General features: G+C 66.3%; 28 protein-coding genes and 2 pseudogenes. 15 read left to right on the top strand and 15 right to left on the bottom strand.

The features are described from left to right. Window positions 1-119: 119 nt before the first annotated feature. The 6 genes and pseudogenes from HWX55_RS12770 to HWX55_RS12745 form a co-directional block, all read right to left on the bottom strand. Window positions 120-662, bottom strand: a pseudogene (locus HWX55_RS12770) (MFS transporter); the annotation flags it as partial. A 173-nt stretch (window positions 663-835) separates the two neighbouring features. Continuing rightward, window positions 836-1,669, bottom strand: coding sequence for a shikimate dehydrogenase (gene aroE / locus HWX55_RS12765; protein WP_175975891.1), 834 nt, complete (start codon window positions 1,667-1,669; stop codon window positions 836-838). Further along, a complete protein-coding gene (locus HWX55_RS12760; RefSeq protein WP_175975890.1) occupies window positions 1,666-2,889 on the bottom strand; it encodes a CoA transferase in 1,224 nt (407 codons plus the stop codon). The genes aroE and HWX55_RS12760 overlap by 4 nt, the downstream gene beginning before the upstream one ends. Further along, a complete protein-coding gene (locus tag HWX55_RS12755; protein ID WP_175975889.1) occupies window positions 2,889-3,347 on the bottom strand; it encodes a MaoC family dehydratase in 459 nt (152 codons plus the stop codon). Before HWX55_RS12755 ends, HWX55_RS12760 begins: the two co-directional genes overlap by 1 nt. 2 nt (window positions 3,348-3,349) lie before the next feature. Further along, window positions 3,350-3,742, bottom strand: a complete 393-nt coding sequence (locus HWX55_RS12750) for a VOC family protein (RefSeq protein WP_175821005.1) — start codon at window positions 3,740-3,742, stop codon at window positions 3,350-3,352. Beyond that, on the bottom strand, window positions 3,739-4,689 hold the full coding sequence (locus HWX55_RS12745; RefSeq protein WP_175975888.1) for a 2-dehydropantoate 2-reductase: 951 nt from the start codon (window positions 4,687-4,689) through the stop codon (window positions 3,739-3,741). The genes HWX55_RS12750 and HWX55_RS12745 overlap by 4 nt, the downstream gene beginning before the upstream one ends. 81 nt (window positions 4,690-4,770) lie before the next feature. Between HWX55_RS12745 and HWX55_RS12740 the strand changes: the two genes are divergently transcribed. After that, window positions 4,771-5,691 (top strand): LysR family transcriptional regulator, encoded by a 921-nt coding sequence (locus tag HWX55_RS12740; RefSeq protein ID WP_175975908.1) that lies wholly within the window; start codon window positions 4,771-4,773, stop codon window positions 5,689-5,691. A 129-nt stretch (window positions 5,692-5,820) separates the two neighbouring features. Here the strand turns inward: HWX55_RS12740 and HWX55_RS12735 are convergent, their stop codons facing one another. After that, window positions 5,821-6,402 (bottom strand): TetR/AcrR family transcriptional regulator, encoded by a 582-nt coding sequence (locus HWX55_RS12735; protein WP_175975887.1) that lies wholly within the window; start codon window positions 6,400-6,402, stop codon window positions 5,821-5,823. Between the two features lie 255 nt (window positions 6,403-6,657). On the opposite strand from HWX55_RS12735, the gene HWX55_RS12730 reads away from it, so the two are divergent. Then, complete coding sequence (locus HWX55_RS12730) at window positions 6,658-7,761, top strand: alpha/beta hydrolase (protein WP_175975907.1); 1,104 nt, start codon at window positions 6,658-6,660, stop codon at window positions 7,759-7,761. Between the two features lie 53 nt (window positions 7,762-7,814). Here HWX55_RS12730 and HWX55_RS12725 read toward each other — a convergent pair whose 3' ends face one another. Then, complete coding sequence (locus HWX55_RS12725) at window positions 7,815-8,735, bottom strand: LysR family transcriptional regulator (RefSeq protein ID WP_175975886.1); 921 nt, start codon at window positions 8,733-8,735, stop codon at window positions 7,815-7,817. A gap of 112 nt (window positions 8,736-8,847) precedes the next feature. On the opposite strand from HWX55_RS12725, the gene HWX55_RS12720 reads away from it, so the two are divergent. Both HWX55_RS12720 and HWX55_RS36090 read left to right on the top strand, forming a co-directional pair. Further along, complete coding sequence (locus tag HWX55_RS12720; protein WP_175975885.1) at window positions 8,848-9,462, top strand: NIPSNAP family protein; 615 nt, start codon at window positions 8,848-8,850, stop codon at window positions 9,460-9,462. 118 nt (window positions 9,463-9,580) lie between these two features. Continuing rightward, a pseudogene (locus HWX55_RS36090) lies at window positions 9,581-9,715 on the top strand (ABC transporter substrate-binding protein); the annotation flags it as partial. A gap of 95 nt (window positions 9,716-9,810) precedes the next feature. On the opposite strand, the gene HWX55_RS12715 reads toward HWX55_RS36090, so the two are convergent. The 7 genes from HWX55_RS12715 to HWX55_RS12685 all read right to left on the bottom strand — a co-directional run bounded on the left by HWX55_RS12715 (window position 9,811) and on the right by HWX55_RS12685 (window position 15,668). Then, window positions 9,811-10,350, bottom strand: coding sequence for an AidA/PixA family protein (locus HWX55_RS12715; protein ID WP_175975884.1), 540 nt, complete (start codon window positions 10,348-10,350; stop codon window positions 9,811-9,813). Window positions 10,351-10,415: 65 nt separating this feature from the next. Continuing rightward, window positions 10,416-10,919 carry an inclusion body family protein gene (locus tag HWX55_RS12710; protein WP_023475068.1) on the bottom strand — a complete coding sequence of 168 codons (504 nt, stop codon included), beginning with the start codon at window positions 10,917-10,919 and terminating at the stop codon, window positions 10,416-10,418. A gap of 294 nt (window positions 10,920-11,213) precedes the next feature. Next, entirely contained in the window at window positions 11,214-11,597 is a 384-nt protein-coding gene (locus HWX55_RS12705) for a GtrA family protein (protein ID WP_175975883.1), read from the bottom strand. Window positions 11,598-11,609: 12 nt separating this feature from the next. Further along, window positions 11,610-12,653, bottom strand: coding sequence for a glycosyltransferase family 2 protein (locus tag HWX55_RS12700; protein ID WP_124555462.1), 1,044 nt, complete (start codon window positions 12,651-12,653; stop codon window positions 11,610-11,612). Window positions 12,654-12,677: 24 nt separating this feature from the next. Further along, window positions 12,678-14,057: a glycosyltransferase family 87 protein gene (locus HWX55_RS12695; protein ID WP_175975882.1), complete on the bottom strand. Its 1,380-nt coding sequence runs from the start codon at window positions 14,055-14,057 to the stop codon at window positions 12,678-12,680. Beyond that, window positions 14,054-15,295 (bottom strand): glycosyltransferase family 87 protein, encoded by a 1,242-nt coding sequence (locus tag HWX55_RS12690; protein WP_175975881.1) that lies wholly within the window; start codon window positions 15,293-15,295, stop codon window positions 14,054-14,056. The genes HWX55_RS12695 and HWX55_RS12690 overlap by 4 nt, the downstream gene beginning before the upstream one ends. Before the next feature lie 34 nt (window positions 15,296-15,329). After that, the gene (locus HWX55_RS12685) at window positions 15,330-15,668 is read right to left on the bottom strand and encodes a hypothetical protein (protein WP_175975880.1); all 339 of its coding nucleotides are present in this window, start codon (window positions 15,666-15,668) and stop codon (window positions 15,330-15,332) included. Window positions 15,669-16,346: 678 nt separating this feature from the next. On the opposite strand from HWX55_RS12685, the gene HWX55_RS12680 reads away from it, so the two are divergent. From HWX55_RS12680 to HWX55_RS12630, 11 genes are all read left to right on the top strand, one after another. Then, window positions 16,347-16,538 carry a Flp family type IVb pilin gene (locus HWX55_RS12680; RefSeq protein WP_175975879.1) on the top strand — a complete coding sequence of 64 codons (192 nt, stop codon included), beginning with the start codon at window positions 16,347-16,349 and terminating at the stop codon, window positions 16,536-16,538. 141 nt (window positions 16,539-16,679) lie between these two features. Then, the gene (locus tag HWX55_RS12675) at window positions 16,680-16,862 is read left to right on the top strand and encodes a Flp family type IVb pilin (RefSeq protein WP_175975878.1); all 183 of its coding nucleotides are present in this window, start codon (window positions 16,680-16,682) and stop codon (window positions 16,860-16,862) included. Continuing rightward, window positions 16,862-17,161 carry a hypothetical protein gene (locus HWX55_RS12670; RefSeq protein ID WP_244140550.1) on the top strand — a complete coding sequence of 100 codons (300 nt, stop codon included), beginning with the start codon at window positions 16,862-16,864 and terminating at the stop codon, window positions 17,159-17,161. Before HWX55_RS12675 ends, HWX55_RS12670 begins: the two co-directional genes overlap by 1 nt. 28 nt (window positions 17,162-17,189) lie before the next feature. Next, window positions 17,190-17,729, top strand: a complete 540-nt coding sequence (locus tag HWX55_RS12665) for a prepilin peptidase (RefSeq protein WP_175975877.1) — start codon at window positions 17,190-17,192, stop codon at window positions 17,727-17,729. 54 nt (window positions 17,730-17,783) lie between these two features. Continuing rightward, window positions 17,784-19,184: an ATP-binding protein gene (locus HWX55_RS12660; protein WP_175975876.1), complete on the top strand. Its 1,401-nt coding sequence runs from the start codon at window positions 17,784-17,786 to the stop codon at window positions 19,182-19,184. Between the two features lie 35 nt (window positions 19,185-19,219). After that, complete coding sequence (cpaB, locus tag HWX55_RS12655; RefSeq protein WP_175975875.1) at window positions 19,220-20,059, top strand: Flp pilus assembly protein CpaB; 840 nt, start codon at window positions 19,220-19,222, stop codon at window positions 20,057-20,059. A 104-nt stretch (window positions 20,060-20,163) separates the two neighbouring features. After that, window positions 20,164-22,095 carry a type II and III secretion system protein family protein gene (locus HWX55_RS12650; RefSeq protein ID WP_175975874.1) on the top strand — a complete coding sequence of 644 codons (1,932 nt, stop codon included), beginning with the start codon at window positions 20,164-20,166 and terminating at the stop codon, window positions 22,093-22,095. 20 nt (window positions 22,096-22,115) lie between these two features. Beyond that, entirely contained in the window at window positions 22,116-22,412 is a 297-nt protein-coding gene (locus HWX55_RS12645; protein WP_050015333.1) for a hypothetical protein, read from the top strand. A 25-nt stretch (window positions 22,413-22,437) separates the two neighbouring features. Further along, window positions 22,438-23,709: a TadE/TadG family type IV pilus assembly protein gene (locus HWX55_RS12640; protein WP_175975873.1), complete on the top strand. Its 1,272-nt coding sequence runs from the start codon at window positions 22,438-22,440 to the stop codon at window positions 23,707-23,709. A gap of 13 nt (window positions 23,710-23,722) precedes the next feature. Next, a complete protein-coding gene (locus tag HWX55_RS12635) occupies window positions 23,723-24,256 on the top strand; it encodes a TadE/TadG family type IV pilus assembly protein (protein ID WP_175975872.1) in 534 nt (177 codons plus the stop codon). Further along, window positions 24,253-24,696 carry a TadE family protein gene (locus HWX55_RS12630; protein ID WP_175975871.1) on the top strand — a complete coding sequence of 148 codons (444 nt, stop codon included), beginning with the start codon at window positions 24,253-24,255 and terminating at the stop codon, window positions 24,694-24,696. Before HWX55_RS12635 ends, HWX55_RS12630 begins: the two co-directional genes overlap by 4 nt. The last annotated feature ends 17 nt before the right edge of the window (window positions 24,697-24,713 follow it).

Here is a 24,713-nt window from a genome sequence, read left to right as displayed (position 1 = left end):
TATAGCCACGTCGATCACTCCGTTCCCCTGCCCGTTGCCGAGCAGGTCAGTGTTCTACGTGGGTCAATATTCGATGCAAATTACTGCGTAGGGTGGGTCAGGATTCCGTGCAAATCAACACCGTACCAGCACATGACGAGCAAGCCGAACGCATACAGGCTCATCCCCGCGAGTACCCATCGCCAGCCGGCGTGCTGCGTGACATACGCACCGACGATCGGCGCGAGGAACGCCATCATCCCCATTCCCATGAAACCACGCGCCATCACGTACGGGCCGTCGCCCGCCGAATACCGGTCGCGCACCGTCGCACGGGCGCATACCAGGATCGCTGCCATGGCAAAGCCCTGCATCGCACGCGCGGCCACCAGCATCGCGGCGGTCGACGCGATCGCCGCCGCCAATGCACTCAGCGCATAGAGCGCAAGGCCGGTCAGCAAGACGGGACGACGGCCGAATCGGTCGGAAAGACTGCCCATCGGCAACTGTCCGATACCGAATATCAGTGCGAAAACCGTGAGGCTGACGCTGGCGGAGCCCAGCGTCGCGGCGATTTCAGGCAGTGCCGGCAGGTAACTGTCGGTCGCCACCGGCTGAGCCGCCAGCAGCAGCGGCAACATGAGCACGAAGTTCAGGCGAGCGGGACGCGGGGTGTCCGGCATGACGGTGTTCGGCACGGTCTCGGGCGTGGGAAGAGGGCGGCGGCAAGGCAAGGTCGCTCGGCGCAACTCGTTCGTATGGACGCGCCGAGTCTACCCGATCGCGCCTGCCGCCTCTGTCGCGATCGATGGCACCGCGCATCGGGATCGCGTGCATGCCGATCCCCATCGCGCGTTCAGTCAAACGGCACGGCCAGCCGATCGATCACCGAACTGGTCGCGGGGCGCACGCCGCGCCACCATGCGAACGCCTCGGCCGCCTGCTCGACCAGCATGCCGACGCCATCGGCGATTCCGTGCACGCCGGCGTTTTTCGCGAGCCGGAGAAACGGCGTGAGCCGCTTGCCATACGCGAGTTCGTAGGCGGTTCCCGTCGGGCTGAACACGCTCGGCGGGACCGGCGGCAGGTCACCGGTCAAACTGGCCGACGTCGCATTGACGACCAGGTCGAAACGTCCCATCCGCGCGAGGTCCGCGTAGCTGCCGGCCACGAGCGGGCCGCGCCCGGCGACCTGCGCGGCCAGCGCGCGCGCCTTGTCGACGTCGCGATTCGCGATCACGAGTTCCGCCGGCCGGGCTTCGAGGAACGGCAACAGCGCGCCGCGTGCCGCGCCGCCCGCACCGAGCACCAGCACACGCTTGCCGGCCATCGGAAGATGGAGGTTCGCTTCGATATCGCGAACCAGTCCGATGCCGTCGAAGTTGTCCGCCAGGATGCGGCCGCCGTCGAACTTCAGCGCGTTGGCCGCGCCCGCGAGTTGCGCACGCTCGCTGCGTTCATTCGACATCGCGAACGCGTCGAGCTTGAACGGCGCGGTGACGTTGATGCCCTTGCCGCCGCCCTCGAAAAACGCACGCACCGCGGCAGCGAAAGCGCCTGCTGGCTCGAGCGGGCCCTCGATCGCCGTATAGCGGAGGTCCTGCTTCGTCTCTTGCGCGAAGAGGCCGTGGATCAGCGGGGATTTCGTATGTCCGATCGGATTGCCGATCACCGCGTATTGATCAGTCATCGTTGGCTCGCTTTCGAGTAGAGGACGCCGTCGGCCTGCATCGCATCGATTTCGGCCGAATCGAACCCGAGAGAACGGGCGACTTCCGCGTTGTGCTGCCCGAGATCGGGCGCGATGTCGCGAATCGTCGTATCGCAATCGGAGAACCGGAACGGCAGGTTGGGCAGGCGCAGCGTGCCGTAGCGCGGATGCTGCTGCTCGACGACCATGCCTCTGGCCTGAATCTGCGGATCGTTCAACACCTCGTCGATGCGCTGCACCTTCGCGCACGGAACGTCGATGCCGTCCAGCAGGTCCAGGACCGACGCGACGGAACGCGCGGCCACCCACGGCTCGACCACCGACAGGATCTCCGTACGGTGCGCGTTGCGCCCGGTGCTGTCGTGAAACCGCGTGTCGGCGCCAAAACCCGCCGGGCCACCGTGCGCGGCGATCAGCGCGGCGAAGCGTTTCCACGCGTCGTCGACCTGCGCGGCGATCACGAGATCGCCGTCCGCGGCACGGAACACGCCATAGAGTGTCGACGTCGGCATGTCGTGCCCGGTCTGCTCGGGCAGCACGCCCTTCAGCGTGTAGCACTGCACCGCGTATTCGTGCATCGATACCAGCGTGTCGTACAGCGCCATGTCGACGTGTTGCCCGCGGCCGCTCTTCACGCGACCCAGCAGCGCGGCGTTGATCGCCGCGACCGCATGAATGCCCGTGTACATGTCGCCGAGCGAAATGCGCAGCAGCGGCGGGCGCTCGCCCGGCGTGCCGACCATCTGCATGATCCCGCTCTTCGCTTCGGCGATCAGCCCGAAACCTGCGCGATGCGCATCGGGGCCGGTGTGACCGTACGCCGAAATCGAGCAATAGACGAGGCCCGGATTGCGCGCCGACAGTTCTTCATAGCCGAGCCCGAGCTTGTCCAGCGCGCCCGGCCGATAGTTCTCGATGAAGACGTCGGCTGAGTCGCACAGCCGCTGCATGAACGCCTTGCCGCGCGCGTCCTTCATGTTGACGCTCACGCCGCGCTTGCCCATGTTGAGCTGCAGGAAATAGCCGCTTTGCTGGTCGTCGAGCACGGTCGCGTGCTGGCGTCCGGCGTCGCCGGCGCCGGGACGCTCAACCTTGATGACTTCGGCGCCGAGCGCCGCGAGACAGCGCCCGACATACGGGCCGGCGAGGAAATGGCTGTAGTCGACGACGCGAATGCCTTCGAGGGGACGAGCCTGCATCACAGTGCCTCCGGACGGCGCGGCACCATCAGCCGATGTTCGCCGCGTTGAACGACCTGCCCGTCCTGATTGATCAGCTCCGACGGCAGCACGACGATGCCCCAGTCCGGGCGGCTCTTGCTGGCCCGCATCGACCCGACGCGGAACGACACGTGCAGCACGTCGCCGACCTTGATCGGCAGCAGGAAATCCCACGTCCAGCCGAGCGACATGCCCGGCAGGAAGCGATAGTCGCTCTGCGTCTTCAGGCCGTCGGCCACGGACAGGCCGAACAGCCCGTGCGCGACGAGGCAGCCGAAATGGCTCGCGTTCGCGTATGCCTCGTCCACGTGAACGGGCGTATGGTCGCCAGTGAGGTCGGCATACGCGAGAATGCGCTCCTTGGTCACGACGTAGGTCGGGCTCGTGCAGGTGTCGCCTTCGCGGGCGTCGTCCCAGTATTTCTCGACGATCGTCATGGTCATGCCTCCGCGCGCGGGTTGATCGCCAGTGCCTGCGCGACGCAGGAAGCCGGCCGGGCCTGAATCAGTTCGACGGCGAGCCCGTCGGGCAGGCGAATCCAGTTGCGCCCCTGCGGCATCTCCGTCACGTCGAATCTCTGCGCGGCGGCCAGCGCGGCCTCCAGGTCTTCGCACATCACGCCGAGATGGGCGAGCCGGCCTTCCGGGCCATCATGTTCCGGTGCGTGGATGAACTGCAGGCCGCCGAGCGTCCAGTACTGTCGCGGCGCGTCGAGCGTGCCGTCCACTTCGCGCAGCGTCATGCCGAGCACGTCCTCGAAGAAGCGGATGTGCCAGTGGATGTCCTTCACCCAGATCGCGACGTGTTCGAGATAGGCTTTCGTGGCGTTCATGCGGCTGCCTCCTCGCGTTGGCGATCGGCCATCGCGCGCTCCAGCCCCTTGATGCAGGCGACGAGCGTGGCATTGACCGGCGTCGGCACGCCGTGGCGCTGCCCGGCACGCACGACCGAACCGTTGATGAAGTCGATCTCGGTGATCGAGCCTTTCTCCAGGCTTTGCAGCATCGACGTCTTGAAAGCGGCCGGCAGGCCCTCGGCGGCGAGCGTCCAGGCCTGTTCGGGATCGGTCATCGTCAGCTTGACGCCGGCCGCCTGCGCCGCCGCGATTGCCTCGGCGACCGCCGCGAGCGACGTCGCCTTCAGCAGCGGCTCGTCGTAGAGCTGCCCGTAAGTGAGGCCGGTCAGGCCCGTCAGCGCGCCCGTCGCGACATTCACCAGCAGCTTGTCCCACATCGTGCCGACGATGTTGTCGCTGATCGTCGTTGCGAGGCCGGCGGCATCGAACGCGGCGGCGATCGCCTGCACGCGCGGCGTGATGCGGCCGTCGAGTTCGCCGATGTACGTGTATTTGCCGATCACGCCGGATTCGATATGACCGGGCCCGCGCAGCACGCCGCCGACGTAGGTCTTGCCCGCGAGCACGCGCTCGCGGCCGACGGCGTCGCTCAGGATGTCCTCGTGGCCGAGGCCGTTCTGCAGCGACAGCACGACGCTATCGGGCCCCACCAGCGACAGGGCGCCGCGGATCGCCGCGTCGGTGTGGAACGACTTGACCAGCACCACGACCACGTCGGCCACGCCGACTTCGGCAGCCTGCGTCGTCGCGTGCACGCGTACCTGCCGGGTGCCGCGGGCGTCGTCGACCCGCAGGCCGTCACGACGCATCGCGTCGACGTGCGCGGGCGAGCGGTCGATCAACCAGGTCTCGTGACCGCCTTCGGTAAGGGTGGCGCCGATTGCACAGCCCAGTGCGCCGGCTCCCAGAATCGCAATTTTCAATGCTGTCTCCTTGACGTATGGCCTCACGATAGGAGCCGTCGCTCATGCCGACAATGCAATGGATACAATGGCGTCATTGCCATGGACAATAATGCGACGATGCCCGCCGATCTGCCGGACCTGAAGCTGCTTCAGCTATTCGATCTCCTGTACGACGTGCGCAGCGTCACGCGCGTCGCCGAGCAACTCGGCCAGAGCCAGCCGACGGTCAGCATCTGGCTAGGGCACTTGCGGGAACATTTGCACGATCCACTCTTCATCCGCACGCCCGGCGGCATGGCGCCGACTCCTCAGGCCGATGCGCTGATCGGGCCATGCCGGGAAATCCTCGAATCGCTGCGGCGCTTCACGGCGTGGGAGATCGCGTTCGACCCCGCGACCGCCCAGCGACGCTTTCGCATCTGCATGACCGACGCGAGCCACGTCACGCTGTTGCCGCGGCTACTGGCCCATGTTCGCGCGCAGGCGCCGGGAGTCCGGCTCGAAGCCGCGCGGATCGACGGCAATACGGAGCGGGCGCTCGAATCCGGCGAAGCCGATCTCGCGATCGGCTATGTGCCGTGGCTCGGCGGCGGCATTTACCAGCAGAAGCTGTATGACCAGGACTGGATTTGTCTGGTGAATCGGCATCACCCGCGGATTCGTGGCCGGCTCGGGGTCAAGCAGTATCGGGCGGAAGGGCATGTCGCGATTACGGCGGGAACCGGGGCGCAACTGCTCGAGCAGGCGCTGCGGCAGGCGCGCATCGAGCGGGACGTGGTGCTGGAATTGCCGGGGTTTCTCGGGTTGGGGGCGATCGTCCAGACGACCGACCTGATTACGACGCTACCTCGTCATATCGGCGAGACGCTGGCGCAGGCCAACGATCTGGCGGTTCATGCATGCCCGATTCCGGTCGACGGCTTCGCGGTGCGGCAGCATTGGCACGCGCGCTATCACCACGAGGCCGGTAACCGGTGGCTGCGCGGCGTCGTGATTCGACTATTCGGTCATTCGCATTGATCGGTGGCTTCGGCGTTCGCGATGGAGGCTGGAACGCACGCGGCTTTCTGGCGGTGCGGCATCACGACAACGGGCAATGTCCCCGTGATGGGCGGAAGACACGGCTCGTCACGATAACATCGGGGCAGATCACCCTTCGGTAGCACCCCACCCTTGGCCGCTGACGTCTGCCAGCGCATCGAATACAGCCGGCGAGCGTTCCAGACGCGCGATCGTGCGGGCGCCTTCGAGCGCGGCGACCAACGCGGTCGCGGCTGACGATGCGCGCGCGGCAGTAAAACCGCATCCCCTGAAATGCGCCGCAATCACCTCGGTCGAATCGGCAAACCCGTGCGCGACCCGCTCGGTCAGCTCGGCGTCGAGCGCGGGCAGTTCGTTGGCCAGGTTTTGCATGAGGCACCCGTACTGGAAATCGGCGGCGACCATTTCGGCCGCAAACGTGCTGAAGAGCCGACGCACGAAATCCAGCGCATGACCGGTCGTTTCGGCCGAGATGTTCTGCAAGACGGCAATGCGATTCGTGACGTACTGGTCGATTGCTTCTTCCGCGAGTTGTGCCTTGCCGCGTGGAAAGTGAAAGTAGAACGATCCCTTGGGCGCACCGCTTTCTTCGAGGATCTGGGTGAGTCCGGTCGCGGTGTAGCCCTGGATGCGAAACAGCCGTTCGGCCGTGGCAATCGCGCGCGCGCGAGCGTCAGTCTTGCGTGTCATACCGGAAAAGTATCACGTTTGGCTTGACCCGGCTATGGTGATCGCCATACTATGGCGATCACCATATTTCGGAGTGCCGCGATGCCCGTCGACAAGAGCAAGCTATCTGCGCCGAGACGAACCGTCCTGGCGATGGGCGCGGCCGGCCTGGTTGCGGCCTTGCTTCGCCCCGCCCGCGCAAACCCGACAGCAGAAGGGGATCTGACCATGCCGACCTACGCCGCAGGAACGCTTCCCGAAGGGGTGCGCTCGCGCATGATCCATGGGGTGAACGGCCTCGACGTCCATATTCTCGAGGCCGGTCATGAAAGCGCCGGCCGGCCGCTCGCGTTGCTTTTGCACGGCTTTCCGGATCTGGCCTACGGCTGGCGACATCTGATGCCCATCCTGGCTGACGCGGGATACCACGTCGTGGCGCCCGACCAGCGGGGGTTTGGCCGCACCACCGGCTGGGTGAACGACTATGACGCCCCGCTCGCGCCGTTCAGCCTGTTGAATATGACGCGCGACGCGCTCGGATTGGTTTCGGCGTTGGGGTATCGGCAGACGTCAATGCTGGTCGGACACGACCTCGGCTCGCCCGTGGCGGCGTATTGTGCGCTGGCTCGACCTGACGTCTTTCCGTCGGTGGTCTTGATGAGCGCACCGTTCCCGGGCCCGCCGGCGCTTCCGTTCGACACGGCGCGAAGTGAGACATCGGCGGCTCAACCGAGCAGTGACGGTCGGAAACTGGCGGCGGCGCTTGCCGCGCTCGATCCGCCGAGACAGTATTACCAGCAATACCTGAGCACCCGGAACGCCAACCGGGACATGTGGCACCCACCCCAAGGTTTATCCGCGTTTCTTCGCGCATTCTTCCATGTCAAGAGTGCCGACTGGCCCGGAAACAAGCCGCATCCGCTCAAGGCGCTCACGGCCGCGGAGTTGGCGCAAATGCCCACGTATTACGTGATGGATCTCGGCAAGACGATGCCCGAAACCGTCGCGCCATTCCAACCGTCCGCCGCCGAAAACCTTGCCTGCACATGGCTGACCGATGCGGAACTTGGCGTGTACACGGCGGAGTACGGCCGCACCGGGTTTCAAGGCGCGCTGCAGGCTTATCGTGTGTTGTCCGATCCTGACCTGAACGCCGAATTGCGCCTGTTTTCGGGCAAGACGATCGACGTCCCCTCGCTCTTCATTGGCGGCAAGAGCGATTGGGGCACCTATGCGGCGCCGGGCGCGCTCGATCTGATGAGAATGAAGGCGGCGACGAGCATGCGTGGCATCGAACTGATCGACGGCGCAGGTCACTGGATTCAGCAGGAGCAACCGGCCCGACTCGGCGAGTGCTTGCTCGCTTTCGCGAAGGCGTGAAGCAGGGGGCGCGGTGGAACAGGGCTTTTTCGCGACCGGCGGCGGTAGCCGTATCACGTCCGGCAGGCCGTTTCGGCGCCGAACCGGTCGACTACGAATTCAGTGAAGCTACGAAGCTTCGGTGATTTCTGCTTCTGTTGCGGATAAAGCAGATTCATCGACCGCTCGGGGGCGGCGAAGTCCGGCATGATCTCGACGAGGCGCGCCTCGCGAATGTCCTCGTGGATCAGCATCGAAGGCAGCATCGCGATACCCAACCCGCTCAACGTCGCTCGGCGCAACGCTTCCGCGCTGTCGATTTTCAGTCGGCCGTCCACGCAGATGGTCATAGGCCCGTCCGGACCTTCCAGCATCCAGCGGGATTGTGCCGCGTGCCATTCCGATCGGGGCGGATACGCATACGTCAGGCAGTGATGCTCGCGCAGCGCATGCGGCGTAGTCGGCGCGCCATGTTCGTGAACGTAAGCGGGCGACGCACACATCACCAGCCGATAGGGCGCTAGCGGACGCGCCACCACATCCGGATTGGCGAGCGCGCCGATGCGAATGGCGGCCTCGAAACCCTCGTCGAACAGATCGGCGAGCGAGTCGGTTGCGACGATATCGAGCTTGATCTCGGGGTAGCGCCGGTAATAGTCCGCGAGCGCGGGAATCAGGCACTCGTTCGTAAACACGACCGGCGCAGTCACGCGCAAACGCCCTCGTGGATGCTTGAGGTGATCGAGCGCGAGCTGTTCCGTGTCGTCGACCAGACCGAGGACTTCGACGCATCGCTCGTAATAAGCCTGGCCGAACGCGCTGACTTTCTGCTTACGCGTCGTACGGTGAACGAGGACCGCGCCCAGCCGACTTTCCAGCGCCTGAAGATAGTTGCCGACCATGGTCGGCGACAGATCGGACGCTTGCGCGGCCGCCGTCAGGCTGCCCGTTTCCACGATTCGGACGAATACGGCCATCGCCTTGAAGAGATCCATTGCGCAATGCTACTGGATTCTGTTTCAAGGCGCGGCGCGTTTATCAGCCGTCGGTTTGGAAATACATTGCGACGGAGATGCATTGCAACAGGCGAGCGAAAGGAGGGCAGACATGCTGTATGAACTCACGACGTTGTCGTGTCCGCTGCTGGACCAGAATATCGTGTCCCGCCGTGCGCATCACTGGGTATCGGATGCCGACGCGCAAGGGCGGCTGCTTGGCGCATGGCGCACGGAAATTGGCGAGCTATCGCGCGTTGTCGTGCTGCGTGGCTTCGAGACGATGGATGAATTGCAGCATGAACGCAATCGGGCATTGAGCGCCGAACGACCTTTCGGGATCGAAAGCGCGTCCGTTCGATTGAGCGTGGAAAGTTACGCACTTTTTCCTTTTCTACCCGACATCGAACCGGCGGTATTGGGCGACTTCTATGAGATTCGTTGCTACTGGCTGAAGGCCGGCGGTGTGGCGCCGACCATTTCCGCGTGGGAGCGCGCGGTGGGCCCGGCTCAAGCCTATACGTCGCATCTCGTCTGCAACATGTACGCGCTCGATGGACCGCCGCGCATCACGCACATCTGGGGATTCTCGAGCCTGGAAGAACGCATGGCGTTGAGAACGCGGCATTACGCGGAGGGCCTGTGGCCGCCGGCAGGCGGTCCGGAACAGATCGAACGGGCGACGTCGACGATCGGCTTGCCGGAGGCGTGGTCGCCGTTGCATTGAATGCGCCGCCGGCGCAGCACATTTGAGTGGGCGGCGCGCGGGTAGATGGGGCGGCGTGGGTTCGATACGGCGACGTCCGCCGTCCGCCGTCCGCGAAAGATTCGATAAGCAATGCCAAGCCGATCCGCTGACGCTCGCGATCAATGCGCTGATCGCGAACGGCAGCTACCGGAAGGCGCTCGATCGCTGGCGGCTGGACGCCGAAGCGATCGACCGGTCGCAGACCGGTCCGCCGGGGCTGCCGCGTACCTGAGTACGACACGCGGCGGGGCTCAGGGCGCGCGTTGTCGTATTCGTGCTCTGCCCCGATCGCGTTGAGCCCATAGCGAAATAGCCGTCGCGATCCGGCTACGGCTTGGCGCCGGGCTGTTTCGCGTCCGGCTGGCTGCCGGCGATCTCGATCGTCGTTTCCCAGCGGAAATAGCCGGACACGGCGCCGTCGCGATCGAGCACCGCGAAATCGGCCGTGCACGCGGTGGCGCCCGCGGCCAGCGCTTCGCTGCGCCAGAAGTGGTCTTTCATGGGCCGGCACGACGGATGCAGCAGGTCGTCGCCGTCCGGCACCGGCATGGCGGCGTCGCGGATTTCCGCTTCGATCGGCGCGACGATGCCCGCGTCCTTCAACGCGAACCGGACGAACAGCACGGTCACCTCCGCACGCAGCGCGAGCGCGGTTTCGCGCAGATGAAGCTGATCGCCCGGCGACAGGCCGGCGAAGAGCCGGTTGTCGTTGCGGCCGACCTGCCCGGCGTCGCCGGGGCTCAACACGTAGATGTGCCGGCCGTCGATCACGGTCGGCGCGTCGGCGTCCCGGCTCGCATCGGGATAGGCCGACAGCAGCGTGACGGCGTCGACGATCGCCAGCACATCGCAACGAACACCAGACATGAGCAGGCCCTCCGCAACAAGGGAGCGGCACGGACGGCCGTCGTGCGGCCGCCCGCGTGCCGCGATCAGTTATGGATCGAGATGAACGGATCCCACGAGAAGCAGCCCTGACTCTGGCAATTGCGATCGATGATCTGGAACTGGAAGTGGTAGGTCACGCGGCCGACCTTCAGGCATTCGGACGACCAGTAGTAGTTCGCGACCTTCTGGCAGGTCGGCACTTCCGGCTTGCTCGTGTTCGGCACCGGGATCGACGCTTCCGCGACGCGCGGCGTCGGCGTCGAGATCAGGTCGTTGCCGACGTTGCCGATGAACTTGTAGAACACCACCTGGTTTTCGAAGCCCAGCGACAGGCTCGTTTCGCGCCAGCGGATCAGGTCGCCGACCTGCGCCTTCAGGTCGAGTTCGCCGCCCGCCTGCCCGGAGATGACGTTGTCCTGATTCGTCACCATATACACGTAATGCCAGTCGATCAGCGTCGGCGCGGCCGGATTCTTGCTGGGATTCGGATATTTTTTGAGAATGGTTTCGGTATCGAACGAGACGAGCACATCGGTAACGCGTGACATAGAAGCTCCCGTTTCAAGTAATGGAACTTATCGTTGCGCGAATTGCTTCGTGCGGCCGCCATCGCGTTGTGCTGCAAGGTTTTTCGCCGGGTTCGACGCATGCAGAAGCGACGGCGAATGCAGATTATCCCGTTTGGTTAATCGTGGTAGCTGTAAAAGTAAACAGGTCCGAAAATGATTTATCGGGTTAATTTTAAAATCGGAATCAATCGAATCGATGCGTGACATAAATATCACGACATTGAATCTGTTAATTGATTGACCGATTATTGGCGGGAGCGGGAAGCGGGCCGCTTACCGGTACGTCCAGAGCCGGTGCAGCACGAACGTCGTCGGCGGGATCAGCAGCGCGATCGCGACGACGCCCATCGCGCGCGATGCACCCAACGCCTCGGCGGCGCGCGCGAGCAGCATCGTTTCGGCGAACCCGACGAACGTGACCGCGAGAAAGCGCGTCGCGTTGCGGGTGCGCACCGTCGACGAGAAGCTCCACAGCGTATTCGCCAGATACGAGAACGCGGTCGCGCAGAGGAACGCGACCGCATTCGCGGTCACCGGCGTCGCATCGAGCAGCGCGAAAAGGGCGGCCGCGACCAGCGAATGGATCGCGGTCGAGGCGAGCCCGGACACGCCGAAGCGCACGAGCCGCGTGCGCTCGGCCTGCAGCAGCGCGATCATGGCGCCTGCGCGTCAGCGCGCGCCGATGCGCGCCCGGACCGGCTGCGCGCGCCGGCGTGCGGGCTGGCGGCGTGCGTCGCGCGCGACCGGCAGTTCGATTACCTTGCCGTGCGTCTGGTAGCGGCGGCGGATCAGGTACACGGGCCGTTGCTTCGATTCGTCGTAGATCCGCCCGACGTATTCGCCGACGACGCCGATCCCGATCAGCTCGATGCCGCCGATGAACAGCGTGACCGAGATCAGCGACGCGTAGCCGAGCACCGGATTGCCGAACAGCAGCGTGCGCAGGATGATGAACGTGCCGTACACGAACGCGAGCGCCGCGATGCCGATGCCGATGTAGGTCCAGCTGCGCAGCGGCACGGTGCTGAAGCTGGTGATGCCTTCCAGCGCGAAATTCCACAGCTTCCAGCCGGAGAATTTCGAGTGCCCGGCGCTGCGCGGATCGCGCTGGTATTCGACGATCACGGTCTTGTAGCCGACCCACGCGAACAGGCCTTTCATGAAGCGGTGCCGCTCGGGCAGGTTGCGCAGCGCGTTCACGACCTTGCGATCCATCAACCGGAAATCGCCGACGTTCTCCGGCAGCTTCACGTCCGACAGCAGGTTGTGCACGCGATAGTAGATCGCGGCGGCGGTGCGCTTCGCGAACGAATCGCATGCGCGGTTGCTGCGCTTGGCCGCGACGACCTCCGCGCCGTCGCGCCAGTGCTCGATCAGCACCGGAATCAGGCTCGGTGGGTCCTGCAGGTCGGCGTCGAGCGGGATCACCGCATCGCCGGCGGCTTCGTCGAGGCCGGCCGTCAGCGCGGCCTCCTTGCCGAAGTTGCGGGTGAGGTCGATGACGCGCACGCGCCGCTCGGCGGCGCCGATCCGGACCAGGCGTTCGAGCGTGTCGTCGCGGCTGCCGTCGTTCACGCAGACGATCTCGAAGCGGATCGCATCGATCGCGCTCATCAGCGGAATCACGACGTCGAAGAAGCGCTCGACGGCTTCGCCTTCGTTGTAGAACGGCACGACCAGCGAGACGAGCGGCGTGTAGATGGATTCCCGCATGATGATTCCCCTTGTGATGTCGTTTTACCGGTGCGCGCCGAGCGTCAGGCGGCCGGTGCGGCGCATGCCGTGCGCCGGGCGGTGGTGCGGTCGGACCGGGTGCGCGAATTCGGTCTCGGTCGAGATGTCGCGCGCGTCGGGCATCGACGGCACGTCGCGTCTTTCCTGGGCGATCCGGCTGACGAGCAACGCGAGCGACGCGAGCGTCACGAGCGGCATGAACTGGAACGACAGATGCGGCACGATCGCGAGGCTCGCGAGCGGCATCGGCCACAGCAGCATCAGCCATTCGCGATCGAAGCGCCGCCAGCCGTGCGTCCACGCATAGCGTGCGTACCACGCGATCACGATGCCGTACCAGGTCAGGTCGTAGTCGTACAGATAGGGGCTGACGAGCAGGCAGGCGCATGCGAGGGTCGCGGCGCGCAGCGCGTACGAACACGCGCCGCGCCACGCATAGACAACCGCGATCGCCGCGCCCGCCGCCGACAGCAGTTGGAGACCGCGCGCGACGAGCGCGGGCCAGCCGGCCATCGTCGCGAGCGCGAACATGGTCGGCATGCGCGCGAGCTTCGCGTGGCCGGTGCCGACGATCGTATAGACGTGGGCGATCAACTGGATGAACGCGATCCATGGGCCGACGCCGAACGCGAGCGTCGCGAGCACGGCGCTGACGGCGATCGTCGCGGCCCATGCGCCCAGTGCGCGCCATTGGCCGGCACACAGCAGCGCGAGCGGGAACAGCACCGCGAGCTGCGGCTTCATCGTCAGCAACCCGAAACAGATGCCGGCGCAGACGGGGCGGCGGTTCAGCGCGAGCAGGCCGAAGGCGGCGAGCGTCGCGGTGAAGAGGCTCGTCTGCCCGACGATCACCGTGAGGAACGCGCCGGGGAACGCAAGGGCGCACAGCCACGCGACATCGCGCTGCACGGTCGCGCGCATCGCCGCGGCGAACAGCACATACGTGGTCGCGAGCCACAGCACGAGCGCCAGCGTGTACGGCAGCCAGCCGAGCGGCAGCACGAGCAGCAGCATCGTCGGCGGATAGAGCCACGGCAGCGTGCCGTCCGCGAGGGTCATCGTCGGGATGGCGAGCTTCTCGACCGCGAACAGCAAGGGGAACTGCCACGCGTCGGCCGCACGCCCGTGCGCGGCGAGCCATGCGGCGCTCCAGATCGGCGAGAAATCCTGCGACAGCGGGCCCAGCGCGCCGTGGCGCGCCAGGAACATGCGGGTCAGGTAAATGACGACGAACAGCAGTTCGGCCAGCAGCGCGGCGCCCGCGTAGATCCGCACGCGATCGCGATTGAGCCAGTGCGGGTAGCGGCGCGGGCCTGCGATCGGGAGTTCCGGATGCATATCGATGGCCGGATGCGCGTGACGGGCGAACGGCGGCGTTTTCATCGCGCGCTCCGGGAGGCGAGCGTCGCACGGTGCACGACGATGAGCAGCACCGCGAGCAGCACGATCGGCCCGACCTGCGGAAACCGCATCAGCCGGTTGAACATCTCGAAGATCGGCAGCAGCCACGCGAGCACGACGGTGGCCTGTTCGCCGGGCAGCCAGCCTTCATCGAGACAGTAGGCGATCAGGCAGAAGATCGCGACGCCGAGCCACGTCAGTTCGTAGCCCCACAGGTACGGCGTTGTCAGCAACGTGGCGACGGCCAGTGCCGCGCCGCGCAGGCGCATGTCACGCGTACGGCGCCAGACGTCGACCGCTGCGGCGATCGCGAGCACTGCGACGGCCGCTTGCGCGGCCAGCGCGACCGGGATCGGCATGCCCGCGAGCCGCAAGGCGGCGAACGGCGTTGGCGACGCCAGCCAGTACGACGGCAGCATGAAATGCTGGTCGCGTACGGTCGACATGGTGTGCGCCAACCCGCTCAGCACGGCAGGGCCGGTCAGTGAGACCCCGGCCGCGGCGAACAGCGTCGCGCTGACGGCTGCCGCCGCGAATGCGCGCCACGCCCGTGCCGCGATCAGCACGAACGGGAACACCACGGCGAGTTGCGGCTTGATCGCGAGCAGCCCGATCAGCAGGCCGGCTATGACCGGGCGCCTGTCGAGCAGGTGCAGCGCAAGCGCGGCGAGACCGGCGGTCAGGATGCTGTTCTGGCCGAACAGCGCACTCAGGAACACCGCCGAATACGCGACCATGACGAGCAGCGCGGCGCGCGGGCGCGGAAGATGCGCGCGCAATCCCGACAACCGCGAGACGGCGAACGCGTAGCATAAAAGACTGCCCGCTGAAAAAAGGAGGTATGCGGGCAGGAAAGGCACGAGGGCAGCCGGCGCGATGAACAGCAACATCGTCGGCGGATAGAGCCAGGGGAGCGGCTGGTGCTGCAGATACGCGCCGAACTGCGCGAGTTCGGCCTGCATGAATGCGGCGGGGTCATAGGCCGTTGCGGCGTGGCCTTGCAACACCAGTTGCGCTGCGGTCCAGAAGACCGCGAAATCGGTACCCGGTCGGGCGGTGGCCTTCGACGTGAAGCCGTGCGTCACGACGCCCCAGGTGATCAGCAGGGCGACAAAGAGCATCAGCATGATGCAGCTGTACGGAATGATGCGGTCGGCTGTCAGCCATTGAGCACAGCGTATGGCGCGAACGCGCGTTTCACCACGATTGGCTGTGTACATGATGCCCCGTCTGTCGTAGTGGCTGCGTGGTCTGTCACAGCCGTTTGATGTTGTCGTGCCTGCGGATCGATCGCTCTGAAATGGCGTTGTCCGGTGAATTCATTGTTGAAGAAAAAAACGCGCGATGCAAACCAGGCACGGCCGGACGGCATTGAATGTGTTCAGCGATTCGGGTGAAAACCGCCATTTCTGGTATGAAAAAACGCCGCCGCCGGGATTTGTGTTTCTGGCCTGAAACATTCCGTGATTTTTGCCGGCTGCGCATGGCGCCGAACGCGCGACGCTCGGGTAACTCGCCGCGTTCGGGAAAATCCCGAGAAAATTTTTTAGGCCCTTTGTGCAGCGCGGCGACGGGCTTCCGGGCGGGCGGCAATCGCCCGGACCGCATATATCAAAGTTGAAACATTTCGGCAGCCGGGCGTTTGACGGGCAGGCGAACGGATCGCCGGAACCCTTGGTACGCCTCGATTCCGCCCGGGATGGTCCGCTCTTTGCGTAAGCGTTGGCACGGCAGTCGACGACGTGGCGACCGGGCGGTTCAGGCAACAGGCAGTGGAACCGGCTCGCGAATCGCCTGCGGAAAGGATGGTCCGGAGCGCGTCGGGGAACACGCAGCTCCAGCTCCATCAGCCGCGGGAACCGTCGCCGAACGACCCACCAGACCTGGCAGCTTCCGGGCAATAAGAAATCGGCATGGCAGTACATGGGGAATAAAAATGAAAGACCACAGCACATCGCGGATCGCAAGCCGCGTTAAAGACACATTGCGGACTTTCCGGGAGTTTGTCTCCCGTTCAACTGGATTCCATGCGTCGAACGGCCGCCGTGCCGTTCAGGTCGGTCGGCAGGCACGGTTCGTCTGGCTGCCCGCACCGTACACGCCTCTCTCGCGCTCCGTTTCACTGATACCCGTTCGCACGGACAGGGATATGCCTTCCCGTTCCCGCAGCTGAGCGTCGCGCTTCGAATTTTCGAGTAGTGCCGGTGGTGCCCGTCCCCGACGTCCCGACGGACGAAGGGTAATTCATAGCAGTCCGAAAGGAGAGTGCTCATGTTCAGAATCATCGAAAAGATCGCGTGGTTCGCTCGGGATCAGCGCGGCGTGACGGCCATCGAATACGGCCTGATCGCCGCACTGATTGCGGTCGCCATCGTCGCTGCGTTGTCGACGCTGGGTACGGATCTGCAATCCGTGTACAGCATGATCGCCGCGGATCTGGATTCAGCAGTAGCAAGCATGTGATGGACGGTACGACGAGCGGTGCATCCCGATCGATCGTCGACACCACCGGGCATTAACCATTCTCCTCGACGTCTCGATGCCAGATCGATCGATCCAGCCGGTACGCGAGGGTTTTGAAAGTCACCACGAAAGGAGATCACCATGTCCAAGATCATTCAACAAGCCGCCCGTTTCGTTCGCGACGAAGACGGTGTGACGGCCATCGAATACGGCCTGATCGCCGCACTGATCGCCGTCGGCATCATCGCCGCGCTGTCGACGATCGGCAAGGATCTGGCAACCGTGTTCAACACGATCGCCGACGATTTGAACTCGGTCGTCTGATGCTTCTGCAAACGGACCGCGAGGGTGGCTCGGCCGGTGCAGTGATCGAGCTTTCCTCCGGTCCCCTGGGCAACCTGGAGCCGGAGACCATCATGCAAGCCAACGCACGCGTCGTCTGTCGCTGGAGCGGCAACGAGCAGGGAAAGACGTCGGCCGAATCCGCATCGCTCGCGGCGATGTTCATTGGCGCGGTGCCCGGCGGCATCGCTACGCCGAAAGGCTCGCTTGCCAATCCGCACGTCGTGATCGCGACGACCGTGATGGCCGCCGCGGCGACAGCGCCGGCAATGGTTTCCTGATCCGCCCATCCGACTCTCGAGGTTCGCCATGTTGCCAGTTGCCCCGCCTTATCCGGTTCCGTTGTGCGTGACGCTGCTGGTCGTCGTCGCGGCCGGCACCGACATCGCAAGCCGCCGCATTCCGAACCGCCTCGTCGCGGTCGGGTTCGCCGGTGCGCTGGCGGTTCAGTGCATGTTGCACGGCGTCCTGGCCGGTGTACTCGGATGGCTCGCCGGAGCCGCGACCGGCTTCGGCCTGCTGCTGCCGTTCTACCTGTTGCGCGGAATGGCGGCGGGCGACGTGAAGCTGATGCTCGCGATCGGCGCATGGGTCGGCGCGGAAATGACGTTTTACATCGTGCTGGCCACGTTCGTGGCCGGTGGGATCGGCGCCATCGCCTACGCGCTGCTGCGCGGGCGGATGCGCCAGATGTGGGCGAACGTGCGCACGCTGATCGTGCGGCGCTCGCGAGCGGCGCGCGCCGAGGCCGACGACGGCCCCGTCGAGATCGCGTCGGTCGGCACGCTGCCGTACGGCGTGGCGATCGCGGCCGGCACGCTGGGCATGCTGTTCGCGTCGTGCGCATAGCGCGGCGGATCCGCAACGAGGACGCAACGAGGACGCAACGAGGACGGAGCGACCATGAACACGAACCACACCGAACCGAGACGCGACGCGCAGGTGGCTCGCCTGCCCGATCCGCCGCCGTCGCGGGAGATCCATACGAAGCTGGGCGCGCAGCTGCCGGCGGCGCCGCGCACGCTCGCGGAAACCGGCCTGAGCACGACGTTCGTCGCCGGCCTCGTGCTGAAGTCGACGCTGATGCTCGGCCGTCCGTCGTACGGCGACCTGGTCGAGCGGCACTGCCTGCCGCTCGCGGTGCTCGACGACGTCTTTGCGTTCCTGGTGCGCGAGCATCTCGTCGAGCTGACCCATCGCGGCGCGACCGATCTCGACGTGACGTTCCGCCTGACCGACGCGGGCCGCGTGCTCGCGCTCGAGGAACGGGAACGCAGCGGCTACAGCGGTCCCGCGCCGGTCACGCTCGACGCGTATCTCGCGAACGTGGCCGCGCATTCGGTGCGCAAGCTGCACATCGGCCAGAGCGACGTGTGGGCGGCGTTCGAAGGCGTCGTGATCGACACGTCGATCCTCGACTCCGCCGCTGCCGCGCTGAACGCCGGCCGGCCGCTGCTGATCCACGGCCCGGCCGGCAGCGGCAAGACCTTCCTCGCCGAACGGCTCGGCACGCTGATGCATGGCCGTGTACCGATCCCGTACGCGATCTGCGCGGCCGGCGAAGTGATCCAGGTCTACGACCCGCTCCTGCATGTCGACGCAGCGTCGCAGGCCCGCGGCCAGTCGGTCGACCGTCGCTGGCGCCTGTGCGAACGGCCGGTCGTGATGTCCGGCGGCGAACTGACGCTCGGCGAGCTCGATCTTCGCCGCGACGAAGCGGCCGGCTTCTATCAGGCGCCGCCGCACATGAAGGCGAACATGGGCATGTACGTCGTCGACGATCTCGGCCGCCAGCGCGTCGAGCCGCGCGACCTGCTCAACCGCTGGCTGCGTCCGCTCGATCGCGGCGTCGATTTCATGACGCTCGAATCCGGCAACCGCTTCGTGATGCCGTTCGACGTATGGCCGGTGTTCTCGAGCAACCTGGCGCCGGAGCAGTTCTGCGACGACGCGTTCATGCGCCGCCTCGGCTCGAAGCTGCACGTCGGCGCGATGTCGATCGATCACTACCGCGCCGTGTACGACGCGGCCTGCACGTCGCTCGGGCTCGTATCGGCGAGCGATGCGTTCGACTTCCTGCTGCACCGGCTGCATTTTCCGACCGGCAAGGCGTTTCTTGCCTGTTTCCCCGTGGATCTGCTGCGCCTGGTGGCCGCCGGTGCGCGGTATCGCGGCGATCCGCCCGAAGTGACGCACGACGCGCTTTACGACGCGTGGGCGAGCTATTTCGGCTCGGCGCCCGAACGTGACGACGGTCGTCCGCCGCCCGTCGAGCGCGGAGGCCGCACGTTCATCACCGGTTGAGCCGTTTCTTTCACGATTCGTCGAGGAGCATTGCCATGAAAAACAGTCGAGCGCTCATGATGCTGGTCGTCGCGATGATCGCGGGTCTCGCCGCGGTCGTGTTCGCGTCCCGCTGGCTGGTACAGACATCCACGAGCTCGGTCACGTCCGTCGCGGTGGCCACCACCGACCTGAACCTGGGCGAGCCGCTCGGGCCGAACCAGATCCACATGGTGAGCTGGCCGTCGGGCAGCGTGCCGACCGGCGCGTTCACCGATACGAAAACGCTCGAAGGGCGCGTCGTGCGCACCAGCCTCGCGCGCGGCGAGCCGGTGATCGAGTCGAAGCTCGCGCCGGTCGGCACGAAGGGCGGGCTGTCCGCGGTGATCGCCGACGGCAGCCGCGCGATCACGGTGCGCGTGAACGACGTGGTCGGCGTCGCGGGCTTCGCGCTGCCGGGCAACTACGTCGACGTGATCGTCAACACGCAGGAACAGCAGGGCAAGACCGACGGGCAGAGCATCTCGAAGATCGTGCTCGAGCACATCCTCGTGCTCGCTGTCGCGCAGCAGGTCAGCCGCGACGACACGGCGCCGAAGGTGGTCAACGCGGTGACGCTCGAAGTCACGCCCGACCAGGCCGAACGGCTCGACCTCGCGCGCAGCGTCGGCACGCTGTCGCTCGTGCTGCGCAACCAGGTCGACCAGAAGACGCTGACCACCGGCGGCGCGACCAAGCTGACGCTGCTCGGCAAGGAGCCCGCACCGGCAGCGCCGCCGGCGCCCGTCCAGGTGCGGCCGGTCCGTGTGCACGTCGCGTCGCATGCGGCGCCGGAAGTGCGGCGCGACTGCGTCGGCGTGCTGACGGGCGTGAAGGGCAGCGTCGAGTGTTTCTGAAGCCAAACCAACCAGCCAGATAAACAAACCGGCCGCCGGCAACGCGCGGCGGCCTTGGAAGTCGATAACCGGCACGGCGCCGGTCTCTCGGGGGATCAGACGAAATGAAGATCAAACCGCAACGCACAGGTACCGGCCCACTGCGCACACGCGTCGCACGGGGCACGATGATGGCCGCGATCCTCTGTTCGGGATGGCTGACCGTATATGGCGCACTCGCCCAGGAAGGCATCGAATCGGCGGTGCTGACCAAGGGCGGCGCCAGCGCGCCGGCCGCGGCCGGCAAAGGGCCGATGCAGATGACGATCAGCATGACGCCGGCGCCGGCCGCCGCGCCCGCCGCGTCGGCGGGGCCGCTGCGCGGGCCGAACTGCGTCGGCGCCGTGCGCGAATCGACCAGCGTCGCGGTGCCGCTCGGCAAGTCGCTGCTGGTGCCGATGCCGGAGCCGGTCCGCAACCGGACGATCGGCAATCCGGCCGTCGCGCAGGCGACGATGGTATCGCCGCAGACGCTGTACATCCTCGGGCTCGCGGTCGGCACGACCAACATGATCGTGCAGGGCAGGAGCGGCGCATGCCGGGTGATCGACGTCGCGGTCGGCGCGGACGCCGGCGGGCTGCAGGCGTCGCTGCTGCAACTGATGCCGAACGAGCGCGACATCCATGTGTCGACCGCGGCCGGCACGATCGTGCTGGCCGGCACCGTGTCGAGCTCGCAGGCCGCGCAGCAGGCCGTGCAGATCGCCCACGCGTACGGCGACAGCGCGGGCGAAGGCGCGGGCGGCGGCAAGCAGGGCGGCGGCGTGCTCAACATGCTGAACGTCACGTCGCCGCAGCAGGTGATGCTCGAGGTGAAGGTGGCCGAGGTGTCGAAGACGCTGATCAACCAGATGGGCAGCGCGTTCAACATCCAGGGCGGCTTCGGTTCGTGGAGCGGCGCGCTGGTCAGCAACCTGCTTGCCGGTGTCGCGAGCGGCGCCATCTTCAACAAGGCGAACAACAAGCCGTTCAGCATCGCGGCCGACGCGCAGAACACCGACAACCTCGTCAAGATCCTCGCGGAGCCGAACCTCGTGACGATCAGCGGCCAGGAAGCGACGTTCCTCGCGGGCGGCAAGATCTTCATCCCGATCCCGCAGAGCAGCGGCAACGGCACGTCGTCGATCACGCTGCAGGAAGAGGAATTCGGTGTCGCGCTGAAGTTCACGCCGACGGTGCTGGCCAACGGCCGGATCAGCCTGAGGGTCGCGCCGGAAGTGTCGGAGCTGTCGCAGACGGGCGTCACGCTGAGCGCGACCAACATCGGCGGCACGTCGATCCTGCCGCTGATCACGACGCGGCGTGCGTCGACGACGGTGCAGATGAGCGACGGCGAATCGTTCGCGATCGGCGGGCTGATCAAGGACAACGCGACCGGCGCGCTGAAGGCGATCCCGGGCGTCGGCGAAGTGCCGGTGCTCGGCGCGTTGTTCCGCAGCACGTCGTTCCAGCAGGACCGCACCGAGCTGATCTTCCTGATCACGCCACACCTAGTGAAGCCGCTGCAGACGGCGGACGTCGCGTTGCCGACCGACAGCTTCTCGAAGCCGAGCGAAATCGACGTGTATGCGACCGGCAACATGGAAGGCCGCCGCGGCGTGCGCAAGGCAGGCGCCCAGCCGATGCAGCCCGCGAACGGTGCGGCCGCCGCGCCGCAGACACCGGCCCAGGCGCCGGCACCGGCTCCGGCGCCGAAATCGGAAGCACCGGTCGCGCCGGCCGCGCTGCCCGCGCCGCGCGCGCCGCAAGCCGACGTGCAGCAGCCGGTGCCGGCCGAGCCGCCGAAGGCGCCCGCGCCGGTCGCGGCCGCCGCTCCGCAGCCCGATCCGGCCACCGCGGCACGCGTCGCACGCATCGAAGCCGCCGCCGCGCGTCTTGCGGCCGCCGGCGCCGAACCGTCGGCCCAGCCGGCGGCGCGCATCAAGCACCGGACCGCGGCGGCGCCCAACGCGCAGATGGCGCGTGCGGGTGCGGAACCCCAGTCCACCGATCGTTGAAGCCATCCAAGGGGAAGCTCATGAAATCCGCCTACCTCGTATTCGTGCGCCGCGCGGCGCTCGCCGTCCCGCTCGCGTTCGCGCTTGCCGGCTGCATGTCGTCCACCCCGGTGTGGGACAGCCGCTTCGGCGACTCGGTCCGCACCGTGATGCACGCCCAGATCATCGACCCGCATGCCGGCGAACATCCGGCGTCGGCGCCGGGGGTCGACGGCAGCGCCGCCGCGGCCGCGCTCGACAACTACGACAAGTCGTTCAAGCAGACCGTGCCGCCCGCCAACGCGTTCGTGATCGGCATCGGCAAGGCCACCCAATAACGACGGCATGCTCAGGGAGAACGCCATGAACCGCGCAGCCCGCTATCCGAAAGTCACGCGTCGCAGCCTGCATCGCCAGCGCGGTGCCGTCGCGATCATCGTCGGCCTCTCGCTGGCGGTGATGATCGGGTTCGTCGGGCTCGCGCTGGATCTTGGCAAGCTGTACGTCACGCGCAGCGAACTGCAGAACAGCGCCGATGCCTGCGCGCTGTCGGCCGCGCGCGACCTGACCTCGGCCATCAGCCTGTCGGTGGCCGAGGCCGACGGCATCGCCGCCGGCCACCTGAATTTCGTGTTTTTCCAGAAGACGTCGGTGCAGATGTCGACGAACGCGAACGTCACGTTCAGCGATTCGCTGACCAACCCGTTCCTGACCAAGAACGCGGTCACGAACCCGGCGAGCGTCAAGTACGTGCAGTGCACCGCGACGCTGAGCAACATCGCGCACTGGTTCATCGAGGTGCTGAACGTGCTGCCGGGCACGAAGCTCGCGAATGCGGCGGAAGTGTCGGCGAGCGCGATCGCGACCGTCGGCGGCGGGCAGACGACCTGCGCGATTCCGGTGTTCGTGTGCCGCGGCCCGTCCGACCCGGCCTACAAGGTCGGCGACTGGATCTCGTCGCCGTCCGGATCGTCGTCGACCTACGGGCCCGGCAACTTCGGCTGGGCGGCGCTCGACGGCTCGACGAACGAGACGACGCTCGCGAGCGAGCTGTCGGGCAATACCTGCAACATCACGAGCCCGCCGGACCTGGCCACCACGGGCCTGAAGTCGGCGGCGCTGCGGGCCTGGAACACGCGCTTCGGCATCTATACGAACGGCGCGAACGGTTCCAGCGGCCAGCCTGACTTCACCGGCTACGCGTATGTCGGCCCGAACTACGGGCCGCCGGGAACGCCGGGCATCAAGGGCGACGCGTACACGCAGTTCGTGGCCGACCGCGCGAGCTTCAAGCCTTACCAGGGCGACGGCGCACCGCCGTCGGGCAGCGGCATCTCGACCAACGGCACGGCGACGGCGAGCAACTACGCGACCTACGGCAGCGACCGGCGCCTCGCGCTCGCGCCGGAGGGCGACTGCTCGACGCTGTCCGGGAGCAGCGGCAAGGTGCACGTCACGCAATGGGATTGCGTGCTGATGCTCGATCCGCTCCCGTTCAGCGCCGGCAGCGGCGCGATCGTCGCGCACCTGGAATACCTCGGCTCGTCGGTGTCCGGCAACAACCCGTGCGCGACGCACGGCTTGCCCGGCAGCGGCAGCGCGTCCGGAACCCAGGTTCCGATGCTCGTTCAATAGCGGGGAGACGATCATGAAGAAGCCGTCGATTCGTCGTTCGCGCACCCGCGGCGCCGTCGCCGTCGAGTTCGCGCTCGTGCTGATGCCGATGATCATGCTGGCGACCGGCGTGGCCGAGTTCGGCCGGGCGATCTACCAGTACGAGACGTTGACCAAGGCGACCCGCGACGCGGCGCGCTACCTGTCGGTCTGGTTGCCGACCGACAGCGCGTATCCGGTGGCGCAGGCGCAGTGCCTGGTCGTCTACGGCAGCACGACGTGCGGCACGTCGGGCACCGAGCTGGTGCCCGGGCTCACGACGTCGATGGTCACGATCTGCGATGCGCAGCACACGACCGGCTGCAGCGATGCGTCCGATCCGGCGCAATTCGCGAATCTGCCGACCTACGATTCGAACAACAACGCGGCAAGCGGCACGGCCACGGGCGCGATCAACGTCGTCGAAGTAAAGATCAGCGGCTACCAGTACCAGCCGATTCCCGCGTACCCGGGGCTGCCGTCGATCACCTTCGGCAACATCGTCACCGTGATGAGGCAGGTGTCATGAACGCGCGCCATTTTCCGCTGTCCCGCCGGCGCGCGCAGCGCGGCGCGGCGATCGTCGAATTCGCGCTGATCGCGACGGTGCTGATCATGCTGCTGATCGGCATCTTCGAGTTCGGCCGCGTGCTGTTCTACTGGAACACGGCGAGCGAGGCCGTGCGCCTCGGCGCACGCACGGCGGTGGTCTGCGACGTGAACGCCGCGGGCGTCGTGAAGCGCGTGCGATCGCTGATGCCGCTGTTGTCGAACGCGAACGTGTCGGTCGACTACACGCCGTCGAGTTGCGACATCAACACCTGCTCGTTCGTGACGGTGAGCGTCACGAACGTCACCGTCAAGACCATGATCCCGTTCATGAACGTCACGCTGAAAATGCCGCCGTTCACGACGACGCTGCCGCGCGAAAGCCTGAATTCCGCGACGGGCGGCTCCGCCTGCAACTAATCGACAAGACGAGGCAC

Origin of the sequence: Burkholderia sp. BCC1047, assembly GCF_902833155.1 — a bacterium.
Lineage (GTDB): Bacteria > Pseudomonadota > Gammaproteobacteria > Burkholderiales > Burkholderiaceae > Burkholderia > Burkholderia sola.
Note: the sequence above shows the minus strand (reverse complement) of the source record. Positions and strands in the feature narration are given on the sequence as shown.